At 63.3% G+C, this 26,566-nt stretch carries 27 protein-coding genes and 1 riboswitch; of the genes, 13 read left to right on the top strand and 14 right to left on the bottom strand.

Going from position 1 to position 26,566, the window contains the following annotated elements; all coding sequences use genetic code 11:
- The first annotated feature begins 148 nt into the window (after positions 1 to 148).
- The 8 genes from eat (at position 149) to HMPREF3173_RS14025 (ending at position 7,633) form a co-directional block, all read left to right on the top strand.
- Positions 149 to 1,597 (top strand): ethanolamine permease, encoded by a 1,449-nt coding sequence (gene eat, locus HMPREF3173_RS14060; protein WP_070573967.1) that lies wholly within the window; start codon positions 149 to 151, stop codon positions 1,595 to 1,597.
- 48 nt (positions 1,598 to 1,645) lie between these two features.
- A complete protein-coding gene (locus tag HMPREF3173_RS14055) occupies positions 1,646 to 3,040 on the top strand; it encodes an ethanolamine ammonia-lyase subunit EutB (protein WP_070573965.1) in 1,395 nt (464 codons plus the stop codon).
- Positions 3,041 to 3,048: 8 nt separating this feature from the next.
- Positions 3,049 to 3,867 (top strand): ethanolamine ammonia-lyase subunit EutC, encoded by an 819-nt coding sequence (gene eutC, locus HMPREF3173_RS14050; RefSeq protein ID WP_070573971.1) that lies wholly within the window; start codon positions 3,049 to 3,051, stop codon positions 3,865 to 3,867.
- 107 nt (positions 3,868 to 3,974) lie between these two features.
- Positions 3,975 to 4,433 carry a GNAT family N-acetyltransferase gene (locus tag HMPREF3173_RS14045; protein ID WP_043210178.1) on the top strand — a complete coding sequence of 153 codons (459 nt, stop codon included), beginning with the start codon at positions 3,975 to 3,977 and terminating at the stop codon, positions 4,431 to 4,433.
- 246 nt (positions 4,434 to 4,679) lie between these two features.
- Positions 4,680 to 5,327, top strand: coding sequence for a DedA family protein (locus HMPREF3173_RS14040; RefSeq protein WP_043210180.1), 648 nt, complete (start codon positions 4,680 to 4,682; stop codon positions 5,325 to 5,327).
- 6 nt (positions 5,328 to 5,333) lie between these two features.
- Positions 5,334 to 6,149, top strand: a complete 816-nt coding sequence (locus HMPREF3173_RS14035) for a M90 family metallopeptidase (RefSeq protein WP_070573963.1) — start codon at positions 5,334 to 5,336, stop codon at positions 6,147 to 6,149.
- A 92-nt stretch (positions 6,150 to 6,241) separates the two neighbouring features.
- Positions 6,242 to 6,769 (top strand): inorganic diphosphatase, encoded by a 528-nt coding sequence (gene ppa, locus HMPREF3173_RS14030; RefSeq protein ID WP_043210184.1) that lies wholly within the window; start codon positions 6,242 to 6,244, stop codon positions 6,767 to 6,769.
- 186 nt (positions 6,770 to 6,955) lie between these two features.
- A complete protein-coding gene (locus HMPREF3173_RS14025) occupies positions 6,956 to 7,633 on the top strand; it encodes an XRE family transcriptional regulator (RefSeq protein ID WP_070573961.1) in 678 nt (225 codons plus the stop codon).
- 560 nt (positions 7,634 to 8,193) lie between these two features.
- Here HMPREF3173_RS14025 and HMPREF3173_RS14020 read toward each other — a convergent pair.
- Positions 8,194 to 9,399: an RtcB family protein gene (locus HMPREF3173_RS14020; RefSeq protein ID WP_070573959.1), complete on the bottom strand. Its 1,206-nt coding sequence runs from the start codon at positions 9,397 to 9,399 to the stop codon at positions 8,194 to 8,196.
- Between the two features lie 95 nt (positions 9,400 to 9,494).
- Positions 9,495 to 9,636, top strand: a riboswitch (FMN riboswitch).
- 79 nt (positions 9,637 to 9,715) lie between these two features.
- Between HMPREF3173_RS14020 and ribB the strand changes: the two genes are divergently transcribed.
- Positions 9,716 to 10,366, top strand: coding sequence for a 3,4-dihydroxy-2-butanone-4-phosphate synthase (gene ribB / locus HMPREF3173_RS14015; protein ID WP_070573957.1), 651 nt, complete (start codon positions 9,716 to 9,718; stop codon positions 10,364 to 10,366).
- 132 nt (positions 10,367 to 10,498) lie between these two features.
- Here the strand turns inward: ribB and HMPREF3173_RS14010 are convergent, their stop codons facing one another.
- The 3 genes from HMPREF3173_RS14010 to HMPREF3173_RS14000 are packed head-to-tail and all read right to left on the bottom strand — an operon-like array spanning position 10,499 to position 14,118.
- On the bottom strand, positions 10,499 to 11,695 hold the full coding sequence (locus HMPREF3173_RS14010; RefSeq protein ID WP_070573955.1) for an SGNH/GDSL hydrolase family protein: 1,197 nt from the start codon (positions 11,693 to 11,695) through the stop codon (positions 10,499 to 10,501).
- 1 nt (position 11,696) lies between these two features.
- Positions 11,697 to 12,728: an SGNH/GDSL hydrolase family protein gene (locus tag HMPREF3173_RS14005; protein WP_070573953.1), complete on the bottom strand. Its 1,032-nt coding sequence runs from the start codon at positions 12,726 to 12,728 to the stop codon at positions 11,697 to 11,699.
- Positions 12,715 to 14,118, bottom strand: coding sequence for an MBOAT family O-acyltransferase (locus HMPREF3173_RS14000; protein ID WP_070573949.1), 1,404 nt, complete (start codon positions 14,116 to 14,118; stop codon positions 12,715 to 12,717). Before HMPREF3173_RS14000 ends, HMPREF3173_RS14005 begins: the two co-directional genes overlap by 14 nt.
- Before the next feature lie 243 nt (positions 14,119 to 14,361).
- Between HMPREF3173_RS14000 and HMPREF3173_RS13995 the strand changes: the two genes are divergently transcribed.
- From HMPREF3173_RS13995 to HMPREF3173_RS13980, 4 genes are all read left to right on the top strand, one after another.
- On the top strand, positions 14,362 to 14,604 hold the full coding sequence (locus HMPREF3173_RS13995) for an exodeoxyribonuclease VII small subunit (RefSeq protein WP_011531978.1): 243 nt from the start codon (positions 14,362 to 14,364) through the stop codon (positions 14,602 to 14,604).
- Positions 14,601 to 15,488, top strand: coding sequence for a (2E,6E)-farnesyl diphosphate synthase (ispA, locus tag HMPREF3173_RS13990; protein WP_070573947.1), 888 nt, complete (start codon positions 14,601 to 14,603; stop codon positions 15,486 to 15,488). The genes HMPREF3173_RS13995 and ispA overlap by 4 nt, the downstream gene beginning before the upstream one ends.
- 175 nt (positions 15,489 to 15,663) lie before the next feature.
- Positions 15,664 to 17,559 (top strand): 1-deoxy-D-xylulose-5-phosphate synthase, encoded by a 1,896-nt coding sequence (gene dxs, locus HMPREF3173_RS13985; protein WP_070573945.1) that lies wholly within the window; start codon positions 15,664 to 15,666, stop codon positions 17,557 to 17,559.
- A gap of 106 nt (positions 17,560 to 17,665) precedes the next feature.
- Positions 17,666 to 19,516: a TonB-dependent receptor plug domain-containing protein gene (locus HMPREF3173_RS13980; protein ID WP_070573943.1), complete on the top strand. Its 1,851-nt coding sequence runs from the start codon at positions 17,666 to 17,668 to the stop codon at positions 19,514 to 19,516.
- Here HMPREF3173_RS13980 and HMPREF3173_RS13975 read toward each other — a convergent pair.
- From HMPREF3173_RS13975 to HMPREF3173_RS13930, 10 genes are all read right to left on the bottom strand, one after another.
- Entirely contained in the window at positions 19,494 to 20,306 is an 813-nt protein-coding gene (locus HMPREF3173_RS13975; RefSeq protein WP_070573941.1) for a cobalamin-binding protein, read from the bottom strand. The two genes, HMPREF3173_RS13980 and HMPREF3173_RS13975, sit on opposite strands and share 23 nt — an antisense overlap.
- On the bottom strand, positions 20,306 to 20,725 hold the full coding sequence (locus HMPREF3173_RS13970; RefSeq protein WP_070573939.1) for an MFS transporter: 420 nt from the start codon (positions 20,723 to 20,725) through the stop codon (positions 20,306 to 20,308). Before HMPREF3173_RS13970 ends, HMPREF3173_RS13975 begins: the two co-directional genes overlap by 1 nt.
- Complete coding sequence (gene ribA, locus HMPREF3173_RS13965; RefSeq protein WP_043210209.1) at positions 20,722 to 21,336, bottom strand: GTP cyclohydrolase II; 615 nt, start codon at positions 21,334 to 21,336, stop codon at positions 20,722 to 20,724. The genes HMPREF3173_RS13970 and ribA overlap by 4 nt, the downstream gene beginning before the upstream one ends.
- 141 nt (positions 21,337 to 21,477) lie before the next feature.
- The gene (locus HMPREF3173_RS13960; RefSeq protein ID WP_070573937.1) at positions 21,478 to 22,227 is read right to left on the bottom strand and encodes a substrate-binding periplasmic protein; all 750 of its coding nucleotides are present in this window, start codon (positions 22,225 to 22,227) and stop codon (positions 21,478 to 21,480) included.
- Between the two features lie 15 nt (positions 22,228 to 22,242).
- Entirely contained in the window at positions 22,243 to 22,746 is a 504-nt protein-coding gene (locus tag HMPREF3173_RS13955) for a phosphatidylglycerophosphatase A family protein (protein ID WP_070573935.1), read from the bottom strand.
- A complete protein-coding gene (gene thiL / locus HMPREF3173_RS13950) occupies positions 22,743 to 23,705 on the bottom strand; it encodes a thiamine-phosphate kinase (RefSeq protein ID WP_070573933.1) in 963 nt (320 codons plus the stop codon). Before thiL ends, HMPREF3173_RS13955 begins: the two co-directional genes overlap by 4 nt.
- Before the next feature lie 18 nt (positions 23,706 to 23,723).
- Complete coding sequence (gene nusB, locus HMPREF3173_RS13945; RefSeq protein ID WP_043210218.1) at positions 23,724 to 24,224, bottom strand: transcription antitermination factor NusB; 501 nt, start codon at positions 24,222 to 24,224, stop codon at positions 23,724 to 23,726.
- Positions 24,221 to 24,697, bottom strand: a complete 477-nt coding sequence (ribE, locus tag HMPREF3173_RS13940; RefSeq protein WP_043210219.1) for a 6,7-dimethyl-8-ribityllumazine synthase — start codon at positions 24,695 to 24,697, stop codon at positions 24,221 to 24,223. Before ribE ends, nusB begins: the two co-directional genes overlap by 4 nt.
- A gap of 91 nt (positions 24,698 to 24,788) precedes the next feature.
- Positions 24,789 to 25,880: a bifunctional 3,4-dihydroxy-2-butanone-4-phosphate synthase/GTP cyclohydrolase II gene (gene ribBA, locus HMPREF3173_RS13935; RefSeq protein ID WP_043210223.1), complete on the bottom strand. Its 1,092-nt coding sequence runs from the start codon at positions 25,878 to 25,880 to the stop codon at positions 24,789 to 24,791.
- A gap of 18 nt (positions 25,881 to 25,898) precedes the next feature.
- A complete protein-coding gene (locus HMPREF3173_RS13930) occupies positions 25,899 to 26,564 on the bottom strand; it encodes a riboflavin synthase (protein ID WP_043210224.1) in 666 nt (221 codons plus the stop codon).
- Between the last annotated feature and the right edge of the window lie 2 nt (positions 26,565 to 26,566).

The following is a 26,566-nucleotide window of genomic DNA, read 5'->3' as shown; positions in this document are numbered from 1 at the left end:
CAGTGCTTGTGCTGTGGGGCTGGGTTTACCCGTACGGCCCAACAACCAGGGCGATGGCGTGCACCACCGCTCTGGCTCGCTTCTTGCCAGACCAATCACCAAGGGCCGGAACGCTTCTGGCCACCAAGAAAAACAACAGGTGAACACTATGCCAAGCGATCACTCCGGCAGCGCGCCGGCGAGCTCTTCGGTCGACTTCGAGAAAGTCGACGCGGATTATTTCCAGCACCGACAACTTAAAAAAGGCGCCGCCGGCTGGGTCCTGCTGGTCGGCCTGGGCGTGGCGTATGTCATCTCCGGTGACTATGCCGGCTGGAACTTCGGCCTGGCCCAAGGCGGCTGGGGTGGCATGTTCCTCGCCACCTTGTTGATGGCCACCATGTACCTGTGCATGTGCTTTTCCCTGGCCGAGCTGTCCTCAATGATCCCCACCGCCGGTGGCGGCTACGGTTTCGCGCGCAGTGCCTTCGGGCCTTGGGGCGGGTTCCTGACGGGCACGGCGATCCTGATCGAATACGCGATCGCGCCCGCGGCCATCGCTACCTTCATCGGCGCCTATTGCCAGTCACTGTTCGGCATCGGCGGCTGGATGGTCTACCTGGCCTTCTACATCATCTTCATCGGTATCCATATCTTCGGTGTCGGTGAAGCGCTCAAGCTGATGTTCATCATCACCGCCGTCGCCGCGATTGCCCTGGCGGTCTTCCTGGTGGCCATGGTGCCCCATTTCGAGGCATCCAACCTGTTCGACATCGCCCAGACCGACGCGGCCGGTGCCAGCAGCTTCCTACCCTTTGGCTACGTCGGCATCTGGGCGGCGATCCCCTACGCCATCTGGTTCTTCCTCGCGGTCGAAGGCGTTCCCCTGGCAGCCGAAGAAACCAAGAACCCTCGCCGTGACCTGCCACGCGGCCTGATCGGCGCCATGCTGGTGCTGGTCGCCTTCGCCCTGCTGATCCTGGTGATCGGCCCAGGCGGCGCCGGTTCCGAAGCCTTGAAGGCTTCCGGCAACCCACTGGTCGAGGCATTGGCCAAGGCCTATGGTGGTTCCACTTGGATGGGCAGCTTCGTCAACCTGGTCGGCCTGGCCGGCCTGATCGCCAGCTTCTTCTCGATCATCTACGCCTATTCGCGGCAGATCTTCGCCTTGTCGCGCGCCGGCTACCTGCCGCGCAAGCTCTCGGAAACCAACAAGAGCAAGGCGCCGGTACTGGCGCTGGTGATCCCCGGCATCATCGGCTTTGGTCTTTCGTTGACCGGCCAGGGCGACCTGCTGATCCTGGTGGCCGTGTTCGGCGCCACGCTCTCCTACGTGCTGATGATGGCCGCGCACATCACCTTGCGCATCCGACGCCCCAAGATGGAGCGTCCTTACCGCACCCCAGGCGGTGTCTTCACCTCGGGCGTGGCCCTGGTGCTGGCCTGCGTGGCCGTGGTCGCCGGTTTCCTGGTGGACCCACGCGTGGTGATTGGCGCTGCCGTGATCTATGGGGTATTAATTGCCTACTTTGCTTTCTACAGCCGTCACCACCTCGTGGCGGGGACGCCGGAAGAAGAATTCGCTGCGATCCAGAAGGCCGAAGAGGCCCTGCACTGATCGCCGACTTACGCCGCGGGCCGACCCGCGGCGCTCTGGAGATTCTGTATGGCAAGTTTCGTACACACGGTAGGCAACCAGATCTACCGCTTCGACAGTCTCAAGGACGTCTTAGCCAAGGCCAGCCCGGCCCGCTCGGGCGACTACCTGGCAGGCGTCGCGGCCAGCAACGATGGCGAGCGTGTCGCCGCGCAGATGGCCTTGGCCGACATCCCGTTGACGCACTTTCTCAACGAGGCGTTGATCCCTTACGAGGCGGACGAAGTCACCCGGCTGATCATCGACACCCATGACAAGCAAGCCTTCGCCCCGGTCAGCCACCTGACCGTCGGCGGGTTTCGCGACTGGCTGCTTAGCGAGGCTGCCGACGAACAGAGCCTGCGAGCCCTCGCCCCCGGCCTGACTCCGGAAATGGCCGCGGCGGTGTCGAAGATCATGCGTGTCCAGGACCTGGTGCTGGTCGCGCAGAAGATCCGCGTGGTAACGAAGTTTCGCGGCACCATGGGCCTGCGCGGACGTCTTTCGACCCGCCTGCAACCCAACCACCCGACCGACGAACCGGCCGGTATCGCGGCAAGCATTCTCGACGGCCTGCTGTATGGCAATGGCGATGCCATGATCGGCATCAACCCGGCCACCGACAGCATCGCCTCGATCTGCACCCTGTTGGAAATGCTCGATGCCATCATTCAGCGCTATCAGATTCCGACCCAATCCTGCGTACTGACCCACGTCACCACGTCGATCGAAGCGATCAACCGTGGCGTGCCGCTGGACCTGGTGTTCCAGTCCATCGCCGGCACCGAGGCTGCCAACGCCGGTTTCGGCATCAACCTCAACGTACTCAAGGAAGGCTACGAGGCAGGCCTGTCGCTCAAGCGCGGTACCGTCGGGCAGAACCTGATGTACTTCGAGACCGGCCAAGGCAGCGCGCTGTCGGCCAACGCCCACCATGGCGTGGACCAGCAAACCTGCGAAACCCGCGCCTACGCCGTGGCGCGTCACTTCAACCCGTTCCTGGTCAACACCGTGGTCGGTTTCATCGGCCCGGAGTATCTGTACAACGGCAAGCAGATCATCCGCGCCGGCCTGGAAGATCATTTCTGCGGCAAGCTCTTGGGCGTGCCCATGGGCTGCGACATCTGCTACACCAACCATGCCGAAGCCGACCAGGACGACATGGATACGCTGCTGACCTTGCTGGGCGTGGCCGGGATCAACTTCATCATGGGCATCCCCGGCTCCGACGACATCATGCTCAATTACCAGACCACCTCCTTCCATGATGCGCTCTATGCGCGCCAGACCCTGGGCCTAAAACCTGGGCCTGAGTTCGAGGCCTGGCTGGAACGCACCGGGATCTTCACCCAGGCCGATGGCCGGGTACGCTTCGGTGACCAACTGCCGCCAGCCTTCCGCCAGGCACTGGCACAGCTTGCATAGGGATGACCATGGACCGACAGACACCCACTCCCGAAAATCCCTGGCTGGCACTGCGCAACCTGACCCCGGCACGCATCGCCCTCGGCCGCACCGGCACCAGCCTGCCGACCGGCGCGCAGCTGGACTTTCAGTTCGCCCACGCCCAGGCCCGCGACGCCGTGCACCTGCCCTTCGACCACACTGGCCTGCGCGAGCAACTCAATGCCCGTGGGCGCGAAACCCTGCTGGTGCACAGCGCGGCCAGCGACCGCCACCAGTACCTGCAGCGGCCCGACTTGGGCCGGCGCCTGGACGAGGATTCCGTCCAGCGTCTGCGTGAACACGCCCAGACCAACCCGGGCGGCGTCGATCTTGCGATCGTGGTCGCCGATGGTCTGTCGGCCCTGGCCGTGCATCGCCATACCCTGCCCTTCCTGGCCCGCTTCGAAGAGCAGGCCGCAGCCGACGGCTGGCGCTGTGCACCCGTCGTGCTGGTGGAACAGGGTCGTGTTGCAGTGGCCGATGAAGTCGGTGAACTGCTCGGCGCGCGCATGACGGTCATGCTGATTGGCGAACGCCCGGGCCTGAGCTCGCCCGACAGTCTGGGCCTGTACTTCACCTATGCGCCCAAAGTCGGCCTTACCGATGCCTACCGCAACTGCATCTCCAACGTCCGCCTGGAGGGCCTGAGCTACGGCATGGCGGCCCACCGTCTGCTGTACTTGATGCGCGAGGCCTGCCGGCGCCAGCTCTCCGGGGTGAACCTCAAGGACGAAGCCGAGGTGCACAGCATCGAGAGCGAGGCGGCTTCAGGCAAAAACGGAAACTTCCTGCTGGGAGAGCGGTAAAAAACATGTAATGGAAGGCGGATTGCGCTTCTAACCTGCTTTGGGCAGCATGCGATTGAAGCTGCTGGCAATCCGCCGTATCCCCAAATGGACACTGAGGGCCGCACATGCGCATCATCAAGGCAACCCTGGAACACCTCGACCTGCTGACCCCATTGTTCGTGAAGTACCGCGAGTTCTATGGGCAGTTGCCCTACCCGGACAGCTCACGCAGTTTTCTGGAAAAACGCCTCAAGCGGGGCGAATCGGTGATCTACCTTGCCCTACCGGATGACGAAGAGGGTCGCCTGCTTGGCTTCTGCCAGCTGTACCCGAGCTTTTCCTCCCTGTCGCTCAAGCGCGTGTGGATCCTCAACGACATCTACGTGGCCGAAGATTCCCGGCGCATGCTGGTGGCCGATCATCTGATGCGTGAAGCCAAGAAGATGGCCAAGGACACCAACGCCGTGCGCATGCGGGTCTCTACCAGCAGCGACAATGACGTGGCACGCAAGACCTACGAATCGATCGGTTTCCGCAAGGACACCGAGTTCGAAAACTACATTTTGCCGATCACTCAGGACTAAGCACCGCCTTATCCTGTGGGAGCGGGTTTATTCGCTCCCACAGGGGATGAATCACTTGGATTCCCTGAGCAACGCCTCTCGAAACCCGCCGCTACAAACTCCCCGGGCACATTCCTGCCATCGCCGTATAATGCCCTTCCTGTCATGTGTGAAAATTTACCCATCCGCAGGTAAAAAAGCCTACGCCCTTGGCACAGTCCGTCATCGTGCGCCCGTAGCTGCGGGTCAAGAACACAGGTGTTGTACATGGAATTCAACCCGCTGGACCTTATCCTGCATCTCGATGCTTACCTCGATCTGCTGGTCACCAACTACGGCCCCTGGATCTACGCGATTCTCTTCGCGGTTATCTTCTGCGAAACCGGCCTGGTGGTGATGCCCTTCCTGCCGGGCGACTCCTTGCTGTTCATCGCTGGCGCCGTCGCTGCAGGCGGTGGCATGGATCCGGTATTGCTGGCCGGTCTGCTGATGGCCGCGGCGATCCTGGGCGACAGCACCAACTACGTCATCGGCCGGACCACGGGCGAGCGATTGTTCCGCAATCCCAACTCGAAAATCTTCCGCCGCGACTACCTGCAGCGTACCCATGACTTCTACGAGCGCCATGGCGGCAAGACCGTGACCATGGCGCGCTTCCTGCCGATCCTGCGGACTTTCGCGCCATTCGTCGCTGGCATCGCACACATGCTCTACCCGCGCTTTTTGGCCTTCAGCATCACAGGTTCGCTGCTGTGGGTCGGCGGCCTGGTGACCCTGGGCTACTTCTTCGGCAACGTCCCGTTCATCAAGCAGCACCTGTCGCTGATGGTCGTCGGCATCATTATCCTGTCGCTGGTGCCGATGATCCTGGGTCTGCTGCGTGGCCGCCTGGGCCGCACGGCGAAGGCCCACTGACCGGTCATGTGGTCGCTGCGCGCCTGGCGTCGCCGACGTACCCTGGCTCGATACCCCGTCGATCCGCAGCTGTGGCAGGTGATTCGCGAGCGCCTGCCCATGCTCGACGGCATCAGTGACGAAGAAGACCGCACCCTGCGTGAAGCCTGTGTGCTGTTTCTGCACGACAAGCACCTGACCGCCTTGCCCGGGGTGCAGTTGGACGACGAACAGCGTCTGTTCCTCGCCGCCCAGGCCCAACTGCCGCTGCTGCATCTAGGCGAGCTGAACTGGTACCAGGGCTTCCACGAAATCATCCTCTACCCCGACGACTTCGTGAGCCCCCAGCGCCACCGCGACGCCAGCGGTGTCGAACACACTTGGGACGCCGAGCACAGCGGTGAAGCCTGGCAACAGGGCCCCGTGATCCTGGCCTGGCCCGGGGTGCTGGCCAGTGGCGGCTGGGAAGGCTACAACCTGGTGATCCACGAACTGGCCCACAAGCTCGACATGCTCAATGGCGATGCCAATGGCCTGCCGCCGCTGCACAAGGGCATGCGCGTGGAAGACTGGGCCAGCGCCATGCAGCAGGCCTACGACGACATGAACCGGCAACTGGACGCCAACCCGGACGCCGAGACCGCCATCGACCCGTACGCTGCCGAAAACCCGGCGGAATTTTTCGCCGTCACCAGCGAGTACTTCTTCAGTGCGCCCGACCTGCTGCACCAGGTTTTTCCACAGGTGTACCAGCAACTGGCGCTGTTCTATCGCCAGGACCCGCTCGCACGCCTGGACCGGTTGCAGTCCGAGCACCCTCTGTACCACGAAACCCAGGCCTGACGGGGCCGCACATCCGGCGGGGCGTGGCATGCCCGGTAGGAATGTGCCTATAATCGCCGCCACTTTTTGGTCAAACACGGGGGCACTGCCCAATGAGCTACAGCAAGATTCCGGCGGGCAAAGACCTGCCGAACGACATCTACGTCGCCATCGAGATCCCGGCTAACCACGCGCCGATCAAGTACGAGATCGACAAGGACAGCGACACCCTGTTCGTCGACCGTTTCATGGCCACCCCGATGTTCTACCCAGCCAACTACGGCTACATTCCGAACACCCTGGCCGACGACGGTGATCCGCTGGACGTGCTGGTCGTGACCCCGTACCCGGTCGCTCCAGGTTCGGTCATCCGCGCCCGTCCGGTCGGCGTCTTGCACATGGACGACGAAAGCGGTGGCGATGCCAAGGTCCTGGCCGTGCCACACGACAAGCTGAGCCAGCTGTACGTCGACGTGAAGGAATACACCGACCTGCCAGCCCTGCTGCTGGAACAGATCAAGCACTTCTTCGAGAACTACAAAGATCTGGAGAAAGGCAAGTGGGTCAAGGTCAAGGGCTGGGAAGGCGCTGATGCCGCCCGTGCCGAGATCACCAAGTCGGTTGCCGCCTACAAGGGCTAAGACCGGATTGAAGAAAAGCCCTGCTTCGGCAGGGTTTTTTTTGCCTGGTTGAAATGCACGGCACCTTCACGCGAAACGGCCTACTTCGCCCTACGCAAAGCTCCGACAATTACATTTATTTCCTACAAAACTCATCAACTCCCGGTTCATTCCCGCCCCCGCACCGACTCGCTAGACTCGGCCTCCATGAATACTTCCGGTGACCGTCTCAGAGTCCTCCTCCAGGAGTGCCACCTGACCCCTTCCGACTTTGCCATCCTTCGCGGTGTCACACCCCAGCACGTCAACAACTGGTTCAGGCGCGGCGTGCCCTTGGCCCGGCTGGACGATATCGCCGAACTGTTCTGCGTACATCGGCGCTGGCTGCGCACGGGCGAAGGGCCCAAGCACGCCAATCCACTCGCGAACCCATACCCCTCGCACCTCAACATGGCGCAACCAGCCAATCAAGAAGGGACCTTCATCCGCCTCCCGATCCATCTGCTGCGCAATGGAACGCTCCAGCCCGACGAAGGCAAATACCTGTCGTTTTCCGAACAAATGCTGCAGATGCTGGGCGTTGCCCCAGAAGATGCCGCCTGCATCCCGATGCCCATGACCGGCATCGCTTCGATCATCCCCACCGACGCCACCCTGGTCATCGACCGGAGCCTGACATGGGTCGTGGACGGCGAGACCTACGTGTTGATGCACAATGGCCGCTTGAGGGTTCATCGCCTGAGCCGCGATCGACTGGACAACCTGTACCTGCACGGTCATGAGCCCACAGAGCGTTACACCCCCCGCCAGCGCCAGGCCCAGGGCATGCAGATCCTCGGTTGGGTATTCCACTGGTCATGTTTCAGCCTGCGCCGCCCTTGCTGAAACACCCGGCGCCACTTTTTGCTGGGCAACCCGCGCCAGCCCTAGTATGCTACGCCGCACATTCAGCCCCGGCCGGCGCAAGCCGCGATCCAGAGGGCCTGGCGACGCCTCACACAGCCGTCCGCCATCTCTTTTCAGGCCTTCATGGCCATCCCGTTAAGGCGGTTGCGGCTTACCAAAAATTAGCCAAGACCGTCCCCGAGAAGCCGGCCACAAGCCGGCTTTTTAATTGTCCACAAATGCTCCTATCCCCTGCGTGACCATGGGCGCTGCGGCAATGTTCAAGCTCGTGTAGCCAACGGCAACGAGCACCCAGGCCGTAAAAACATGCGATATCCCTGTGCCCCTTCTGATCATCCGATATCCAGTAGGGGCGGGATTAAACCAACAGATAATCGGGCCGTAGGTAGGTGTTCAGTGGTTTGGGAAGGGTCCTAAAAGCTTCTCTCCGAAAAGAGAACGAGGGGTGCTCGAGACCCTACATTTTTCGCCGGACGAGGAATCGCCGCCCCCCATCACGGGCTCGGCGCAATCGTCGGCCGAACCCGCGCCTACAAGGCTCAGCCTTTGACGCACACCACCTGGCGTAAGGTGTGAAGCACTTCCACCAGCTCTCGCTGGGCGTGCATCACCGCATCGATGTCCTTGTAGGCCATGGGGATTTCATCGATCACGTCTTTGTCCTTGCGGCATTCCACATGGGCCGTGGCCCGCCGCTGATCCTCGACGGTGAATTGGCTCTTGGCCTTGGTGCGGCTCATCACCCGGCCTGCGCCATGGCTACAGGAGCAGAACGACTCTTCGTTGCCCAGCCCGCGCACGATGAAGCTCTTGGCACCCATGGATCCGGGGATGATGCCCAACTGGCCTTTTTGCGCTGACACCGCGCCTTTGCGGGTGACCAGCACCTCACGGCCGAAGTGCTGCTCACGCTGCACGTAGTTGTGGTGGCAATTGACCGCCTCGAGATTCGCTTCGAAAGGCTTGCCCAAGACCTTGCGCGTGGTGGCAATCACCGCCTGCATCATCAGCTCGCGGTTGTGCCGTGCGAAGTCCTGGGCCCACTCCACCGCCTCCACGAAGTCTGCAAAATGCCGGCTGCCTTCTTCGAAGTAGGCAAGGTCCTTGTCGGGCAGGTTCGCCAAGTGCTGGCGCATGTCGGCCTGGGCCAGTTCGATGAACAGGTTGCCGATGGCGTTGCCGACACCGCGCGAGCCACTGTGCAGCATGAACCACACGCGGTCGGCCTCATCCAGGCAAACCTCAATGAAATGGTTGCCGCCACCCAGGGTGCCCAGGTGATGGCGATTGTTGGTTTTCTCCAAGCGCGGGTACTTGTCGGTGATCGCCTTGAAACGCACGGCCAGCCCACCCCAGGCCTGATCGGCATGGTTAGGCACCGCGTCCCAGGCCCCCTGGTCACGCCGACCGAAGGTCTTGCCATGGGGCACGGCTTTTTCGATAGCGCTACGCAGGCCGTGCAGGTTGTCCGGCAAGTCACGGGCGTGCAGCGAGCTACGCGCGGCGATCATGCCGCAACCGATGTCCACCCCCACCGCAGCCGGGATGATCGCCCCGACGGTGGGGATGACGCTGCCGATGGTCGAGCCCTTGCCCAAGTGCACGTCCGGCATCACCGCCAGGTGCTTGAAGATGAATGGCATCCTTGCGATATTCATCAGTTGCTTGCGGGCGTCGTCCTCCACCGGCACGCCATCGGTCCACAGCTTGATCGGCTTGCCGCCGGCGACGTCGAGAATGTTCATGATGTACTGCCTCACAAAAGCCATGCGGGTCATGATACCGCCGAAGGTCGTACACCGTCGGCTTGCCAGCGGGGTGGCACAGTGGGGTATGCTTGCCCGGTCTTCAGGGCGGGGTGAAAGTCCCCACCGGCGGTAAATCGAAAGATGAGCCCGCGAGCGCCCCGGCCATGCCGGGGGTCAGCAGACCTGGTGAGATTCCAGGGCCGACGGTCATAGTCCGGATGAAAGAAGGCGTCAGGCGGGGGCCATCCGGTGCTCCTGCGCGCGCATTTTGTTCGCCCCGAGACGTTCATCGATCATTTACGAGGAGCGTTTCATGTCCACCACGCATCACCCCAAATTCCCCAATGTCACCGCTGCCATCGCCGCCTTCCAGGCCGGGCGTCCTGTGCTGCTGCTCGACGATGACGACCGCGAGGACGAAGCGGATATCATCGCCGCCGCCGAGAACATCTCGCTGCAAACCATGGCCATGATGATCCGCGACTGCAGCGGCATCGTCTGCCTGTGCCTGGATGAAGCCACCGTCGACGCCCTGCAACTGGCGCCGATGGTGCAAAACAACCAGGCGCGCCATGGCACTGGCTTCACCGTCAGCATCGAGGCGGCTGAAGGTGTCAGCACCGGCGTGTCGGCTCAGGACCGCATCACCACCATCGAAGCCGCGCTGCGCTCCACCGCTGAGCAGCGCCACATTGTCAGCCCTGGGCATGTGTTCCCGCTGCGCGCGCGCAATGGCGGCGTCCTGACCCGTCGTGGCCACACTGAAGGCTCAGTAGACCTGGCACGCCTCGCCGGCCTGCGCCCGGCGGCGGTGCTGTGCGAACTGATGAACCCCGACGGCAGCATGGCCCGGGGCGAGCAGGTGGCGGTCTATGCCCGCCAGTACAACCTGCCGGTGCTGACCATCGAGGAGTTGGCGCGCTATCGCGAGGCGATGGCCGAGCGCGAAGCCGTGCCGGCCTGAGTCAGCGCAACGCGCTTGCTGCGCGGCGACTTCTGCGCAGTGAACCCGCTCCCACTAGATCCTAGGCGCTCTCGAGAGCATCGCGGTTTTTGAGGGAGCGGGCGGTCTTCGGCGCTCACAATGCTGCCGCTGTCAGCGCAGCTGCAGCGGCCCTTTCAAAAATTGATACAGCCCCGCTGCGCTTTTGCGATATCCCTCGGCAGTCAGGTGAACCAGATCCGGACGCGCCAGCCCACTTGCCTGCCAGCCCGCGATCGAGCACGGCCCCCCCATGTATGCCTGCCAGTCCCAGAACAACGCCTTGTGCTTCTGCGCGGCCTGCCGCTGGATGCGAATCACCGACGCCAACGGCTGCGGCTGGCGCATCGCACAGGTACGCGCCTTGCGCTGCTTGATCGAGTCGGGCGGGCCTACCAACAGGATCGCCGCACGCGGCAACGCCTGGCGCAGGCCGCTGAGGGTCGCATCCAACTGCGATTGGTAGAGGCTCAGGTCGAGGGTGTCGTCGAAGGCTTCATTGGTGCCGTAGGCGAGGATCACCAAGTCCGGTCGCAGGGTCTTGAGGCTCTCCTGCCAACCGGGTTGCCACTTGTTCACAACCTCCAGCCGAGCACCGTTGATGCCCAGGGATGAATAGGTCACGCCGGTGTTCTTCTGGCCCTGGATGTACCAGCCACCAAGCACCACGCCCTGACTGCCCTCCACGCCGAGCCGCACCGGCAAGCTCAGATTGGTGAACGCCGGACTGAAGCGCCACTGCCCATTGCTGGCCGGCAGCATGCGCCGCTGGTTGCCATTGGCCGCCAGCGTGCTGTTGCCTGCTGCCTGGTACAACGCCGAAATTCGGTAGCGCTGCGTATCGGGGTCGCGGGCCTGAAGTGTCACGCTGGCGTTTGCCAGCACCGGCCGCGACAAGTATCCACCCAGGGGAAACTGGCTGCTCTGCTGATTGCGCGCCGACACCAACTCCCACTGTTGCTGCGCACTGGCGACGATCACCCGGTCGTTGCGGATTCCCGGCACGGACGATGCCGGTACCAAGCCGATACCCCCATCGCCATAGCGCTGCTGCAACAACCGACGCAGCTCGCCGCTGAACAGGTCGGCGGCGGTATGCGAGTCACCGAACTGGACGATGGAGACGCCCGCTCGATTGGCGCTGCGCAGTTTGTTCGCCAGCAGCGCGATGTTGCCATCCTGACGCGCCGGCTGTGCGGGAATCGTCCTGGCCGCAGGCTGTGCCTGGGCTGCAGCCCCCGCACCGGTGCTGCAGCCTGGCAGGGCGCAGATCAGCAGGGTCAGGCCCAGCAGGTGATGCCATTGGCGCATTTCAATGTCCTGTAACAGTCAAACCCGGGAAGGCGATCAGCGACAGCACCTGTGCTGCGATCATCTTCTGACCGGTGATGGTGAAATGAATGCCGTCGTCGCCCCGCACCTTGACCCGCTGCCCCTCTGGTGTCTGCACTGCATAGGCGAACTGCTCGTCAGGGTAGCCAAGGAACGGGTTGGCCGAGACATAGTGCTGGCCGAACAACGCCGTACGCTCTTGATACAGACCACTGAGGTAAGCCATCGCCGTGGACAGCCGAGGCTGTTCCATGTTCGGCGGGCCAACCCAGATCACCTGGACTTTGCGCTGGCGGGCCTGCTCAAGGATCGCGTCGATCCGCGAGCGGTAGATCGCCTCCCACTCAGGCGACTTGAAACGCAGGAACGGCTTGCCCTTGCCCTGGGGCATGTCCCAGGGATCGTTCGGCCCCATGAACACGATCATCAGGCGAATGTTCGGATTGGCAGCCAGGGTGTCGGTCACGGTCTTGGGCCAGTTGAAAAACCCCGGGTAGGCGAGGCCGGTGCTTTGCTTGCTGAGGTTGACCGTCTTGATCTGGTAGCGCTTGCGCAGGCTGTTGGCCAGGTGCGGCGCCACGCCCTGCATCAGCGAGTCCCCCACCAGAAAGACTTCATCGCCGGTGGCTAGGCTCGCCAGCGTGCCGGAGGGCGCTGGCCGAGGCTTGGCAGGCGGAGCGACCGATTGCAGATCCACGGTCACCACCGGCATGGTCGGCGGCAGGACGACAGGCGCCGGGGTCACAGCCACCTGCGTATTGCGCCGCAGGCTGTCGACAAAGCTGTCGCGTGCGTCTTCCAGTGCCAAGGTAAGGCTTGCGCCCAGGCGCCAGGCAGACGATTGGCCGATGACCGGCAGCTCACAACCTTGGTGGTATTTCTGCTGGCAATACAGCTTGATCGAGTCCTGGTTCAGCCAGCACAGCAGCAGCGTAGCGATGACCAACGCGTAAAGCACCCGGGCAGCGCCCAACTGCGCCTGGAACAACTGTCGGATATCAGAAACTGGCATAGATGAACCCCGGCACGCCCGATTGCGATGCAAAGATCACCAACGACACGAATACCGCCAGCGGCATCGGATACAACGGCCATGGCAGGCGCTGGCTGGCGGCAAAGCCCTGGCGCAACATCGCCAGCCATTGTGGATAAGTCGCCACGCACAACACGCAGCCAAGCACCGCCAAACCCGTGGAGGACGACAATCCGGCGATGCTCACCTGGGCGACATTGCCGAGCATTTCCCAGGCGCCCTCCAGTGTCGTGCTGCGGAAGAACACCCAGGCGAATGCCACATAGTGGAAGGTCAGCAATCGCGCAGCCAGCCCTGCCCCCGGCAGTGCCTTGGCCCCAGGCAGCAGTTGATCGAACAGCTTGTAGACCGCCAGCCCCACACCATGAAGCGCGCCCCAGAGAATGAAGTTCAGGCTCGCACCATGCCAAAGGCCGGACACCAACATGGCCAGCAACATGTTCAGGTTGCCGCGCCACACGCCCTGGCGATTGCCGCCCAAGGGGATGTAGACATAGTCACGGATGAAGCGCGACAAGCTGATATGCCAACGCCCCCAGAATGCCTTGAGGTTGTGCGCCGCATAGGGCGCGTTGAAGTTCTCCGGCAGGCGAAAACCCAGCAGCAGGGCGATGCCGGTCACCAGGTTGGTGTAACCGCTGAAGTTGAAATAGATCAGGAAGCTGTAGCCATACACACTCAGCAACACCTGCTCGGGCGTGAAGCTGCCAGGCGTGTCGAACACCGGATCCACCCATTCGCTGGCCAGCCAACCACCGAGCAAAAACACTTTGACCACTGCCAGGGCAATCAGCCCCAAGGCCCGCTGGGGCTCCAGCACTTGGCGAATCGTCGTCGGACGTATCTGGGGCAGCATGTCCAAGGCACGGTTGACCGGACCGGCCACCAGGCTTGGGAAGAATGCCAGGTACAACGCAAGATTCAGTGGCGCGGCTGGCGCCAGCTCGCGCCGGTTGATCGAGACCAGGTAGCTCACCGAATGGAAGATGTAGAACGACATGCCAATCGGCACCAGCACTTCCAGCACCGGCAAGGACACGCGCCATCCCGACTGGGCAAGGGCGGCCTGCACGCCCTCGACGAAGAACGCTTGGTACTTGAATAGGTAGAAGCAGCCCAGCACCAACCCCAGCAACAAAGCCCGGCTGAACCAGCGCCCCGGGTAACGCGCCGCCAGCAACCCGAGCAGGTACACCAGCACGCTGTAACCCAGCAGTATGTAGAGCGACTGCAGGCTGAAACTCGCCACCAGCCCATAGCTGGCCGCCAGCAGCAGCACGTTCTGCAAACCTATGCTCCAGCACAGGCTCCAATAGACAATGAAGAACAGCGTAAAGCAGAGGCCGAATTCGATCGAAAGGAAGCTCACAACGTAATCCGTTACGTGACATCGAGTAGGAGAGATGCCGACGGTTTGTAGGCCGCGGCGCAGAGCGCGCGGGATTATGGCAGAGGGCCAAAACGCTCACAATCTGAGCGCTTCGCAATTTGCAAGCTGCCGCCTCCGACACAAATGCAACAAAATGCGACGAATGATTACCCTCCCCGGTTTGCTCCCCCTGCCCCGCTCTGCTAGTGTCGCGCCGTTCTGAATGCCACCGAGACAGTCGCCATGGCCCGCAAAAAAGCCTCCATCGATTTCGAGCAATCCCTCGCCGACCTGCAAGCCTTGGTTGAGCGCCTGGAGAACGGCGAGCTGTCGCTGGAAGAGTCGCTGGCCGCCTTCGAACAAGGCATTGCCTTGACCCGTGACTGCCAGGGCGCCCTGGCACAGGCCGAACAGAAGGTGCAGATCCTGCTCGAACGCGATGGCGAACTGGCGGCCCAGCCTTTCGATGCGGAGCCCGAAGCATGATCAGCGCCTACCAGGCCAATTGCCAGGCACGTGTCGATGCTGCGCTCGAACCGCTGTTCCAGGCGCCTTCCAAGGAGCTCGAACGCCTCTACGCCGCCATGCGCTACAGCGTGATGAATGGCGGCAAGCGCGTACGCCCACTGCTGGCCTACGCTGCCTGCGAGGCCTTCGGTGCCCCGGCCGAGCAGGCCAATGGCGCCGCCTGCGCTGTGGAGCTGATCCACGCTTATTCACTGGTGCATGATGACCTGCCGGCCATGGACGACGACGACCTGCGTCGTGGCCAGCCCACCACTCACAAAGCCTTTGACGAGGCCTGCGCCATTCTGGCTGGCGACGGCCTGCAGAGCCTGGCCTTCAGCGCCCTGCTCGATGCGCGCCTGAGCCCTCAGGACGACGCCACTCGCCTGGCCATGGTCCAGGCTCTGGCCAAGGCTGCAGGGCCAGCGGGCATGGTCGGCGGCCAGGCCATCGACCTGGGCTCGGTGGGCCTCAAGCTCGACCAGCGCGCCCTGGAATACATGCACCGGCACAAGACTGGCGCCCTGATCGAAGCCAGCGTACGCCTTGGCGCCCTGGCCAGCGCCCGCGCCAGCCAGGCGCAGCTCGAGGCCCTGCAACGTTATGCACAGGCCATTGGCCTGGCCTTCCAGGTGCAGGACGACATCCTCGACGTGGAGAGCGACACCGCCACCCTCGGTAAACGCCAGGGGGCCGATATCGCCCGCGACAAACCGACCTACCCGGCCCTGCTCGGCCTGGAAGCGGCCAAGGCCTACGCGCTCGAGCTGCGCGACCAGGCGCTGGCAGCACTCGAAGGCTTCGGTGGCAGCGCAGAACCCCTGCGTGCATTGGCCCGCTACATCGTCGAACGTCGCCACTGAAACCCTGACACCTCGACTGTGAGAGCCGGCTAGCCCGCAAATGCGATGCTCAATTGACCTGCGCATTCGCGGGTGAGCCGGCCCGCACAGGGGGCATGCAACCTGCGTCTGAATGGGCAGTAATTCCTACAATGGGGTAAACTGCCGCGTCTTCACACCTATAACGACTCGCCTGATGCCCACGACGTTTCAAGAGATCCCCCGCGAACGCCCGGTCACGCCGCTGCTGGACCGCGCCGACACGCCTGCCGGCCTGCGCCGGTTGGCTGAAGCCGACCTGGAGACCCTGGCCGACGAGCTGCGCCAGGAGCTGCTCTATACCGTTGGTCAGACCGGTGGGCATTTCGGCGCCGGCCTGGGCGTCATCGAGCTGACGATCGCCCTGCACTACGTCTTCGACACGCCGGACGACCGTCTGGTCTGGGACGTAGGCCATCAGGCCTACCCGCACAAGATCCTCACCGGCCGCCGCCAACGTATGCTCAGCCTGCGCCAGAAGGACGGTATCGCCGCCTTCCCGCGGCGCAGCGAGAGCGAGTACGACACCTTTGGTGTCGGCCACTCCAGCACATCGATCAGTGCCGCATTGGGCATGGCCATTGCCGCCCGCCTGCAGAACGACCCACGCAAGTCGATCGCTGTGATCGGTGACGGCGCGCTGACCGCCGGCATGGCCTTCGAGGCGTTGAATCACGCCCAAGAAGTCGACGCCGACATGCTGGTGATCCTCAACGACAACGACATGTCGATCTCGCGCAACGTGGGCGGCCTGTCCAACTACCTGGCCAAGATCCTCTCCAGCCGCACCTACGCAAGCATGCGCGAGGGCAGCAAGAAGGTCCTGTCGCGCCTGCCCGGCGCCTGGGAAATCGCCCGCCGCACCGAGGAATACGCCAAAGGCATGCTGGTGCCCGGCACCTTGTTCGAGGAACTGGGCTGGAACTACATCGGCCCTATCGACGGCCACGACCTGCCGACCCTGATTGCCACTCTGCGCAACATGCGTGACCTCAAGGGCCCGCAGTTCCTGCACGTGATCACCAAAAAAGGCAAAGGCTTCGCCCCGGCCGAAGTGGACCCGATCGGCTACCACGCCATCACCAAGCTCGAACCTGCCGACAAACCGGTCGCACCGAAGAAGGTCAGCGGGCCGAAGTACTCGGCGGTGTTCGGCCAATGGCTGTGCGACATGGCCGCGGCCGACAATCGCCTAGTGGGCATCACCCCCGCAATGAAGGAAGGCTCGGACCTGGTGGCCTTCAGCGAACGCTACCCGGAGCGCTACTTCGACGTGGCGATTGCCGAGCAGCACGCGGTCACCCTGGCCGCAGGCATGGCCTGCGAAGGTGCCAAGCCGGTGGTGGCGATCTACTCCACCTTCCTGCAGCGTGCCTATGACCAGTTGATCCACGATGTGGCGGTACAGAACCTCGACGTGCTGTTCGCCATCGACCGCGCAGGCTTGGTCGGCGAAGACGGCCCGACGCACGCGGGCAGCTTCGACCTCTCGTACCTGCGTTGCATCCCGGGCATGCTGGTGATGACCCCAAGCGACGAGAACGAACTGCGCAGGATGCTCAGCACCGGCCACCTGTACAACGGCCCGGCGGCAGTGCGCTACCCTCGTGGTACCGGCCCCAACGCACCGATCAGTGGCGACCTGGAGCCGCTTCCAATCGGCAAGGGCGTGGTTCGCCGCAAAGGCGAGAAAGTCGCCCTGCTGGTGTTCGGTGTGCAACTGGCCGAGGCCATGAAGGTCGCCGACGGCCTCAACGCCACCGTGGTCGACATGCGCTTCGTCAAACCCTTGGATGAGGCCTTGGTGCTGGAACTGGCCGCCCACCATGATCTGCTGGTGACCATCGAAGAGAACGCCATCATGGGCGGTGCGGGGGCTGCGGTCAGTGAGTTCCTGACCCAGGAAGCCGTGCTCAAGCCAATGCTGCACCTGGGCCTGCCGGACATTTACGTCGAACACGCCAAGCCTGCGCAGATGCTGGCAGAGTGCGGGCTCGATGCCGCCGGTATCGAAGCCTCGGTGAAGGCCCGGATGGCCAAGCTCGGCCTGTAAGCCTTCGCTGTCTGATTGACGCATTCGCGGGCAAGCCCCGCTTCCACAGGGTTGCTCTCAAGCCCTGAGGAAGCGGGGCTTGCCCGCGAATGTTATGGAACTACTGATGAAGATTTCGTCCCTCGCCACTGCAGTTTTCTGCCTGCCCACCGCCTTGCTGGCCGCCGAACCGGACCGCGACGATGCCCTCAAGCTCCCCGACGTGCTGATCAGCGCCAGTCGCCAGGTCGAGTCGCGCAGCGCCACCAGCGCCGCGAATACCGTGTTCACCCGTCACGACATTGATCGCCTGCAACCCTCCAATGTCACCGACCTGCTGACCCGTGTGCCTGGCGTTCAGGTAGCGCCCACCGGTGGACGCGGCAGCCTGCCAGGGATCTTCATCCGCGGCACCAAGGCCGCCCAGACCCTGGTGCTGGTCGATGGCGTGCGCATCGCCAATGCCACATCCGGGGACAGCGCCCTGCAATATCTGGACGTCGACCAGATCGAGCGGGTCGAAGTGCTGCGCGGGTCACGCTCGGCGATCTATGGCAGTGATGCCATTGGCGGGGTCATCCAGATTTTCACCCGTCGCGGCACAGGTCCTGGCCTGCAACCACGCCTGCGCCTGGCGGCGGGCAGCAACCAGAGCTTCCAGCGCAGCCTCGGGCTCTCCGGCGGCAGCGAGGCGACCCGCTTCAACCTCGGCGCCAGCCTGGATGAGACGGCAGGCATCGATTCGACCGGGCCATCCTTTGCCAGCGACGCGGATCATGACGCCTACCGCAACAAGTCATTCAACCTGAGTCTAAGCCACACCTTCAGCGAACGTTTCGAGACAGGGCTGAATGTGCTCGATAGCCGTGGACGCCGCGAGTACGACGAGCCTCGTGGTTTCAGCGCACAAGAGCCCTATTCGGACTTTTCCGTCAGCAGCATCGGCAGCTATCTGGACGCTCAGGTCAGCGAGGGATGGAATAGTCGGCTGGAGTTGGCCCATAGCGAGAATCGCGACGAAAGCCGCGACAAACTCGCCGGGACCCGCTATCCATTCAATACCTACCGCGACCAAGCCACCTGGCAGAACGACCTGACACTGGATGACCGCAACAGCCTACTGCTGGGAGGCGACTGGTACGAAGATCGTGTCCATGCCAGTGCCGATTTCACCGAAGACAGCCGCTGGAACCGCGCCGCCTTCGCCCAGCACCGATTCCGTGGCGAATACTTTTCCACCGAGCTTGGCGTACGTCATGACCGCAACCAGCAGTTCGGCGGCCAGACCAGCTGGAGCGGCAGCCTGACAGTACCGCTCAACGTGAATAACGATGTGCTGCTCTCGTACAGCGAAGGTTTTCGGGCACCGACTTTCAACGACCTGTACTTCCCGGGCTACAACAATCCGGATCTCAAGCCTGAACGTTCCAAAAGTTACGAGCTGCAATGGCGCAGCCAGCTGAGCGAGCGCAGTAAGCTGGAAGCCTCGCTGTATCGCACCGACCTGCAGGACGCTATCAACTACAGCGTACGCCCGGAGAATGTCGACTCCGCGCGGGTCAATGGTTTCGAGATGGCCCTGAGCCAGGACTGGGACGGCTGGACCTCCCAACTGGGCCTCTCGCTGATCGATCCACGCGACCGCGACAGCGGCCACACCCTCTCCCGCCGGGCCCGGCGTACCGTGAGCCTGGACCTCGATCGGCAGTTCGAACGTTTCGCGCTAGGCGCCAGTTGGCAGGCGGTCAGCAGCAGCTACAACGATGAAGCGAACACCGACACTATTGGCGGATACGGCCTACTGGGACTGCGCGGCAGCTGGGCAGCTACCGATGAGGTGAAGTTCGACCTGAAGCTGGACAACCTATTGGACAAGCAATACAGCCGTACCCATTACAACTATGAGGGCGCCAACTACGGGTATCGCGAAGAAGGCCGCACCTGGCTGCTGAGCGTCACCTGGACACCGGTGCTTTAGCCTCCAGCAACGCGCACAAACGTGCCGTGGCTTCGATCATCTGACCGCTGGGGCGCTCCAGGCCTTTGTCGGGCACCACCAGCAGGCGATCGGCCTTCACCGCACTGAGCGTACGCCAGGCCTTCCAGCTCGCCAGCTGCGCCGGATCACCGGCCAAGATCACGTCAGGATCGCGCAACAGTACGGCCTCCACGCTCACCTGTGGTGCAGGCTGGGGAAGGTCGGCGAACAGGTTGCTGGCACCGCAAACCGTCAAAGCGTCGCTGACGATCTGCCGCCCGCCGAGGGTGTACAGCGGTTTGTCCCAAACCTGGTAGAACACTCGCAGCGGTCGTTCACGATGGTACTGCTCGCGCAGGCTGCGCAGCCGCTCACGCAGGGCCTGTGCGTATTGCCGGCCTTGCTCCGCTCGCCCAACCCGCTGTCCGATGGTTTCGATCTGCCCAATGAGTTGGTCGATATCCTTGGGTTCACCGACGAACGTCGCGATCCCCAGGTGCCTGAGTTGATCGCGCTGGGCCGGGGCCACGCTGTCGGGCCACAGCAGCAACAGATCAGGCTTGAGGCTGAGCAGGCGCTCCATGTCCAATTGCCCGTGGCGTCCCACCGATGGCAGGCCAGACAACGCCGCAGGCCGCTCACCGCCATCAAGCACACCCACCAGCAAGTCCTCGGCGTGCAGTTCGAGCATGATTTCGCTCATTGAGGGCGCCAGGCTGATGACCCTTGGCCTGTCTTCGGCCAGGGCGCCGAAGGCCAGCAGGACCAACAGGCAGAGAAGTACGCGCATCAGCCCAGCTGGCGAGGGATACGGTAGAGGTAGAGCAGTACCACCGTGGAAAGCGCCAGCAGCACCTGAGGCACTGTCTCCAGGCCCACCAGCACTGAAAGCGCCGCTACCCAGGCCGGGAAGCAGGCGAACAGCATGGCCATGCGCCGCACCTGGGCCAGTACGATCCAGGCCTGCGGCTCCTCCGACGAGCCCAGCGCCTTGGACGTCGCGATCAAGGCGCGCTTATACGCGCCAAAGCGCGGCAGGCTGAGGAACATGGTCGCAGCACCGGCAATGAACAGCGGCATCGCCAGGACGGGAATCAAGGCATCGCCACCGCCAAAGGCCCAGGCCATCACTGGCAACGGCACCAGGCCCACCGCCAGGTATTGCCACCAGGCCAGCGCCAGGCGCCGCTTCACCTGGCCGCGGGTCACGCCTGGGGCTCGCCCTGGTGCTCGTTGCCCATCATGTGGCCGAGCTTGCCGGCCTTGGTGGCCAGATAGTGACGGTTGTGCGGGTTGTGCCCAGTGTGCAGCGGGACGCGCTCGGCGACCTTGATGCCCATGTCCGTCAGTGCCTTGACCTTGCGCGGGTTGTTGGTCATCAGACGCAGTGACTGCACCCCCAGGTGCTCAAGCATCGGCAGGCACATCGCGTAGTCGCGCTGGTCCGCAGCAAAGCCCAGGCGTTCATTGGCTTCGACGGTATCGGCGCCACCGTCCTGGAGTTCATAGGCGCGGATCTTGTTCAACAGGCCGATCCCGCGACCTTCCTGGCGCAGGTACAGCAGCACGCCACGGCCTTCGCGGGCGATGGCCTGCAGGGCGGCCTCCAGTTGCGAGCCGCAGTCGCAGCGCTGACTGAACAGCGCATCGCCGGTCAGGCATTCGGAATGCAGGCGCCCCAGCACCGGCTGACCATCGGCGATATCACCCAGGCTGAGCACCACGTGCTCGCGGCCCGTGGCTTCATCGAGAAAACCATGCATGGTGAAGATCGCGAAGGGAGTCGGGAGTTTCGAGGCGGCGACAAAGACGACGGGCACGTTGTGCTCCTAAAAGTAGGCAATTTTCAATGGCCCGATTGTATCAGCAGGCTGCAGAGCATGCGCAGGCTGAATATCGCCGCTTAAGATCGAAAAGTTCGATGTTCAGACGCCGGCGCTCTCACAGCGTCTCACGCCATATCAGTACGGCTGGCTCTCTGGCGTGAAAGGGTACGGCTGCTGCCAGCGCTCGAAAATAGGCTTGAGCTCGCCGCTGCGCACCAGTTCCTGCATGCGCCGGTCGAACAGTTCGCTCAGCGCCTTGGCCTTGTCGTTGCGAGCGAAGGCAAGGTACAGCGGCAGCTCCGCAACATGGGTACGACGCCAGCGGTCAGGATCAGGTGCCCGGTCCAAGACATAGTCGACCTCGGTCAAGGCATCGATGTAGAAGTCCACACGATCGTGCTCGAGCATCGGCAGGATACCTTCGCGGCGCTGGACCTCGCGGTACCTTTTGACATGAGGCAGGTAGTTCTGGAATTCATAGCCGCGTACCCAGGCCAGCCGGTACTGGCCGATGCTCTCGGGCGTCGGCACAGGCTTGCTGACCAGGCCCAGGGCATAGATGTGATCCACATCGAAATGCCAGCGGGGATAGAGGTTGTCGTCGTTTTCCTCGTGGTAGGAGCCCACCCAGGCATCGGCTTCGCCGCGCTTGACCAACCCTACCGCCCGGCTGTAAGGCGCGCTCTGGGTCAGTACCTTCACGCCTGCCGGTTCGAAGACCTTGCGCAGCACATCCCACGCCACGCCGGTGCCATCGGCGTTGGTGTAGTCGAGCCACTCTTCGCTGACCAGATGGATCTGCCTGGGCAGGCTTTCAGCCATGACCGCGCTCGCCCCTGGGCCAAGCAGCAACACCATTGCCAGCAGCACCGTCCTTATGCCCATGACCCGCTCCTTAAGTCAGGCAACCACCCATACCAACACCTGCATGCCCAGCCAGGCGAACACACCAGCCAGGATGTCGTCGAGCATGATCCCGACACCGCCGTGCACGTGACGGTCGACCCAGCGGATCGGCCACGGCTTGAGGATGTCGAAGAAGCGGAACATCAAGAACCCCGCCAATAGCCATAGCCAGCCTTCTGGCACCAGCCACAGGGTGATCCACATCCCGACCATTTCGTCCCAGACAATGCCCTCATGGTCGTGCACCCGCAAGTCATTGGCGACTTTTCCGCACAGCCAGAAGCCAAACAGCATGGTGATGCCCAGCAATAGCCAGTAACCCCAGTCCGGCAGCATCTGCCACAGCGGGATGAACGGCAAGGCGACCAGCGAGCCCCAAGTGCCGGGCGCCTTGGGCAAAGTGCCGGAACCGAAGCCAAAGGCAATGAAATGCCAGGGGTTGCGCCAGACCGAAGGCGGAACGAACTCCGCAGGCACCTGGTTGGGGTGGTCGGTCACGGTGTCTCCCTAAAATGTTGATAGCCCCGTTGCGTCGGGGTGATGTCCTGGCCCTGCCGGTCGCGCAGGCTCACACCCTGCCCTTCGCGCACGCGGCCGATGACATGGATGACGCCCGTTTCAGGCAAGGATGAAAGAAGTGCTTCAGGCAGGGTGAACGCCAGTACGTAGTCGTCACCGCCGGTGAGCGCGGCGTACAGGGCCGCCTCGCGCCCCAGAAAGGCTTCCAGGGCCGGCGAGACGGGCACCTGCTCGGCGTCCACCTCCAGGGCAACGCCCGAAGCCTTGGCGATGTGGCCGCAGTCGGCGAGCAGCCCATCGGAGATATCCAGTGCTGCCGTGGCCCGACCGCGCAGCTGCCGGCCCAAGACAAGCTGAGGCATCGGCGACCAGTAGTGGGCAAGCAGCGGCTCGGCGACCTCGACCGGCGCCTGGCGCTGGCCCAGCACCAGCGGCAAGGCACCTGCGGCATTGCCCAGGTGACCGCCGACACACAGCAAATCGCCCGGCCGGGCGCCGCTGCGGCGCAGGGCCTGCCCGGCGGGCACTTTGCCGAACACGGTGACGGTGATGCTCAAGGGGCCGCGGGTGGTGTCGCCGCCGATCAGGCTGACACCGCATCGGTGGGCCATGAGGTTGAGGCCGTCGGCAAACTGCCTGAGCCAGTCGGCGCCAACCCCGGGCAATGTCAGGGCCAGAGTGACACCGATCGGGTCGGCGCCCATGGCCGCCAAGTCGCTGACGGCTACCGCCAGGGAACGCTGGCCAAGCAGCAGCGGATCGCAGGCCGCAGGGAAATGCACGCCTTCGACCAGGGTGTCGGTGGACACCGCCAACTGCTCGCCGACCGGTAGTTCCAGCAGGGCGCAGTCGTCGCCGATGCCAAGGACCACGCCTTCGCCGCCCTGCGCACAGGACGCAGCGGCGAAGTAATGGCGGATCAGCTCGAACTCACCCATGGTCGGAAAGCGCCGCGATCAGCGCTTGTTCGCCTTGACTTCCGCGTCACGCAGCGTCGGAGCCAGCTTGTCCAGCACACCGTTGACGAACTTGTGGCCATCGGTGGCGCCGAAGACCTTGGCCAGTTCCACGCCCTCGTTGATCACGACGCGGTACGGCACGTCGACGCGCTTGATGAACTCCCAGGTGGACAGGCGCAGCACCGCGAGCTCGACCGGGTCGAGTTCCTCAAGCGGCAGGTCCAGGCACGGAGCCAGGGCCTTGTCGATCTCGCCCTTGATTGCCGGAACCCCATGCAGGATCTCGCGGAAATAGGCGCCATCGATATCGGAGAAATCGTTGTCGACCCGGAACTGAGCCTCAATTTCGTTCAGCGAATGCTGGGCCATGTGCCACTGATACAGCGCCTGGGTCGCGAGCTTGCGGGCTTCGCGGCGCTTGGCGCTTTTCGAGGGCTTGCCGGCATCCGCCGCGCGTGGCTCGCGCGGGTTGAAACGATCGCTTTCGTCGCTAATCACTTGGCCTCCAACTGCGCCAGCAGGCTGACCATTTCCAGGGCGGACAGGGCAGCTTCGGCACCTTTGTTGCCGGCCTTGGTGCCGGAACGCTCGATGGCTTGCTCGATGGAGTCGACGGTCAGAACACCGAAGGCCACCGGAACACCGAACTCCATGGACACCTGGGCCAGGCCCTTGGTGCACTCGCCCGCCACGTATTCGAAGTGCGGGGTACCGCCGCGAATCACCGCGCCCAAGGCGACGATCGCGTCGTATTCGCCTTGTTGGGCGACTTTCTGTGCAACCAGCGGGATCTCGAAGGCGCCCGGGGCACGAATGATGGTGATGTCGCTTTCGCTGACACCATGGCGTACCAGGGCATCAACGGCACCGCTCACCAGGCTTTCGACGACGAAGCTGTTGAAGCGGCCAACCACCAAAGCATAGCGACCTTTGGGGGCGATGAAGGTACCTTCGATGGTCTTCAGGGTCATTCCGGTGTTCTCATCTTAAAGAGCGAGGCCGCGCACACGCGGCCTGCGGGAGGGTTTGGACACGAGCGGCAGGACGACAGTTACGCCTGTGTCACTCGGAGGGCACGTATTCTACAACTTCCAGATCGAATCCGGATATCGCGTTGAACTTCATCGGCGAGCTCATCAGGCGCATCTTGCGCACGCCCAGGTCACGCAGGATCTGCGAGCCGGCACCGACGGTGCTGTAGGTGGTCGGGGTCTTGGGCTGGGCGTCACCGGCGCTTTCACGGATGTGCGCCAGCAGCACGTCACCATCCAGCGGGTGGCCCAGCAGCAGTACCACGCCACTGCCGGCCTCGGCCACGGCACTCATCGCGGCACGCAAGCTCCAGCGGCCCGGTTGCTTGACCATCAGCAGGTCACGCAGCGGGTCCATGTTGTGCACGCGCACCAGGGTCGGCTCCTCGGCGCAGATGGTGCCCAGGGTCAGGGCCATATGCACATCGCCTTCCACCGCGTCGCGGTAGGTGACCAGATTGAACTGACCCAGCTCGCTGTCCAGCGGCTGTTCGGCGATACGCTGCACGGTGCGCTCGTGGATCATGCGGTAGTGGATCAGGTCGGCGATGGTGCCGATCTTCAGGCCGTGCTCGGCGGCGAAGGCCTCGAGCTCCGGACGACGAGCCATGGTGCCGTCGTCGTTCATCACTTCGCAGATCACACCGCTGGGCTCGAACCCGGCCATGCGCGCCAGGTCGCAGGCCGCTTCGGTGTGCCCGGCGCGGGCCAGGGTGCCGCCGGCCTGGGCCATCAACGGGAAGATATGGCCTGGGCTGACGATGTCGTCGGCCTTGGCATCGCGAGCGGCGGCCACCTGCACGGTGCGTGCGCGGTCGGCGGCGGAGATGCCGGTGGTAACGCCTTCGGCCGCTTCGATCGATACGGTGAACTTGGTACCGAAGCCCGAACCGTTGCGTGGTGCCATCAGCGGCAGCTTGAGCGTTTCGCAGCGCTCGCGGGTCATCGGCATGCAGATCAGGCCACGGGCGTGCTTGGCCATGAAGTTGATGTGCTCGGCCTGGCAGCACTCGGCGGCCATGATGATGTCGCCTTCGTTCTCACGGTCTTCGTCGTCCATGAGAATGACCATTTTGCCCTGGCGGATGTCTTCCACCAGCTCTTCGATGCTGTTGAGCGCCACTCGGCACCCCCTTCTCAATCAGGATTTCAGGTAGCCGTTGGCGGCCAGGAAGCTTTCGGTGATGCCACTGCCCTTGCTCGACTCAGCAGCCTTGTCGCCCAGCAGCAGACGCTCCAGGTAACGGGCCAGCAGGTCGACCTCAAGGTTGACCCGACGACCTGCGCGGTAGTCGGCCATGATGGTTTCGGACAGGGTGTGCGGGACGATGGTCAGCTCGAACTCAGCGCCATCGACCTCATTGACCGTCAGGCTGGTGCCGTCGACGGTGATCGACCCTTTGTGGGCGATGTACTTGGCCAGCTCCTTGGGCGCACGCACGCGGAACTGGATAGCGCGCGCGTTATCGCTGCGCGAAATGATCTCGCCGACGCCGTCGACGTGGCCGCTGACCAGATGACCGCCCAGGCGGGTGGTGGGGGTCAGGGCTTTTTCCAGGTTGACCCGACTGCCGCTTTTGAGATCGACCATGGCGGTGCGCTTGAGCGTTTCGACGCTGACATCGGCCCAGAAGCCGTCACCTGGCAGTTCCACGGCCGTCAGGCAGACGCCGTTAACGGCGATGCTGTCGCCGAGCTTGACGTCGGCCAGGTCAAGCTTGCCGGTCTCTACATAGACACGCACGTCACCGCCTTTGGGCGTCAGGCTGCGGATGGTGCCGATGGATTCGATGATGCCGGTGAACATGG

Origin of the sequence: Pseudomonas sp. HMSC08G10 (assembly GCF_001808425.1) — a bacterium.
GTDB classification, from domain to species: Bacteria; Pseudomonadota; Gammaproteobacteria; order Pseudomonadales; family Pseudomonadaceae; genus Aquipseudomonas; species Aquipseudomonas guariconensis.
Note: the sequence above shows the minus strand (reverse complement) of the source record. Positions and strands in the feature narration are given on the sequence as shown.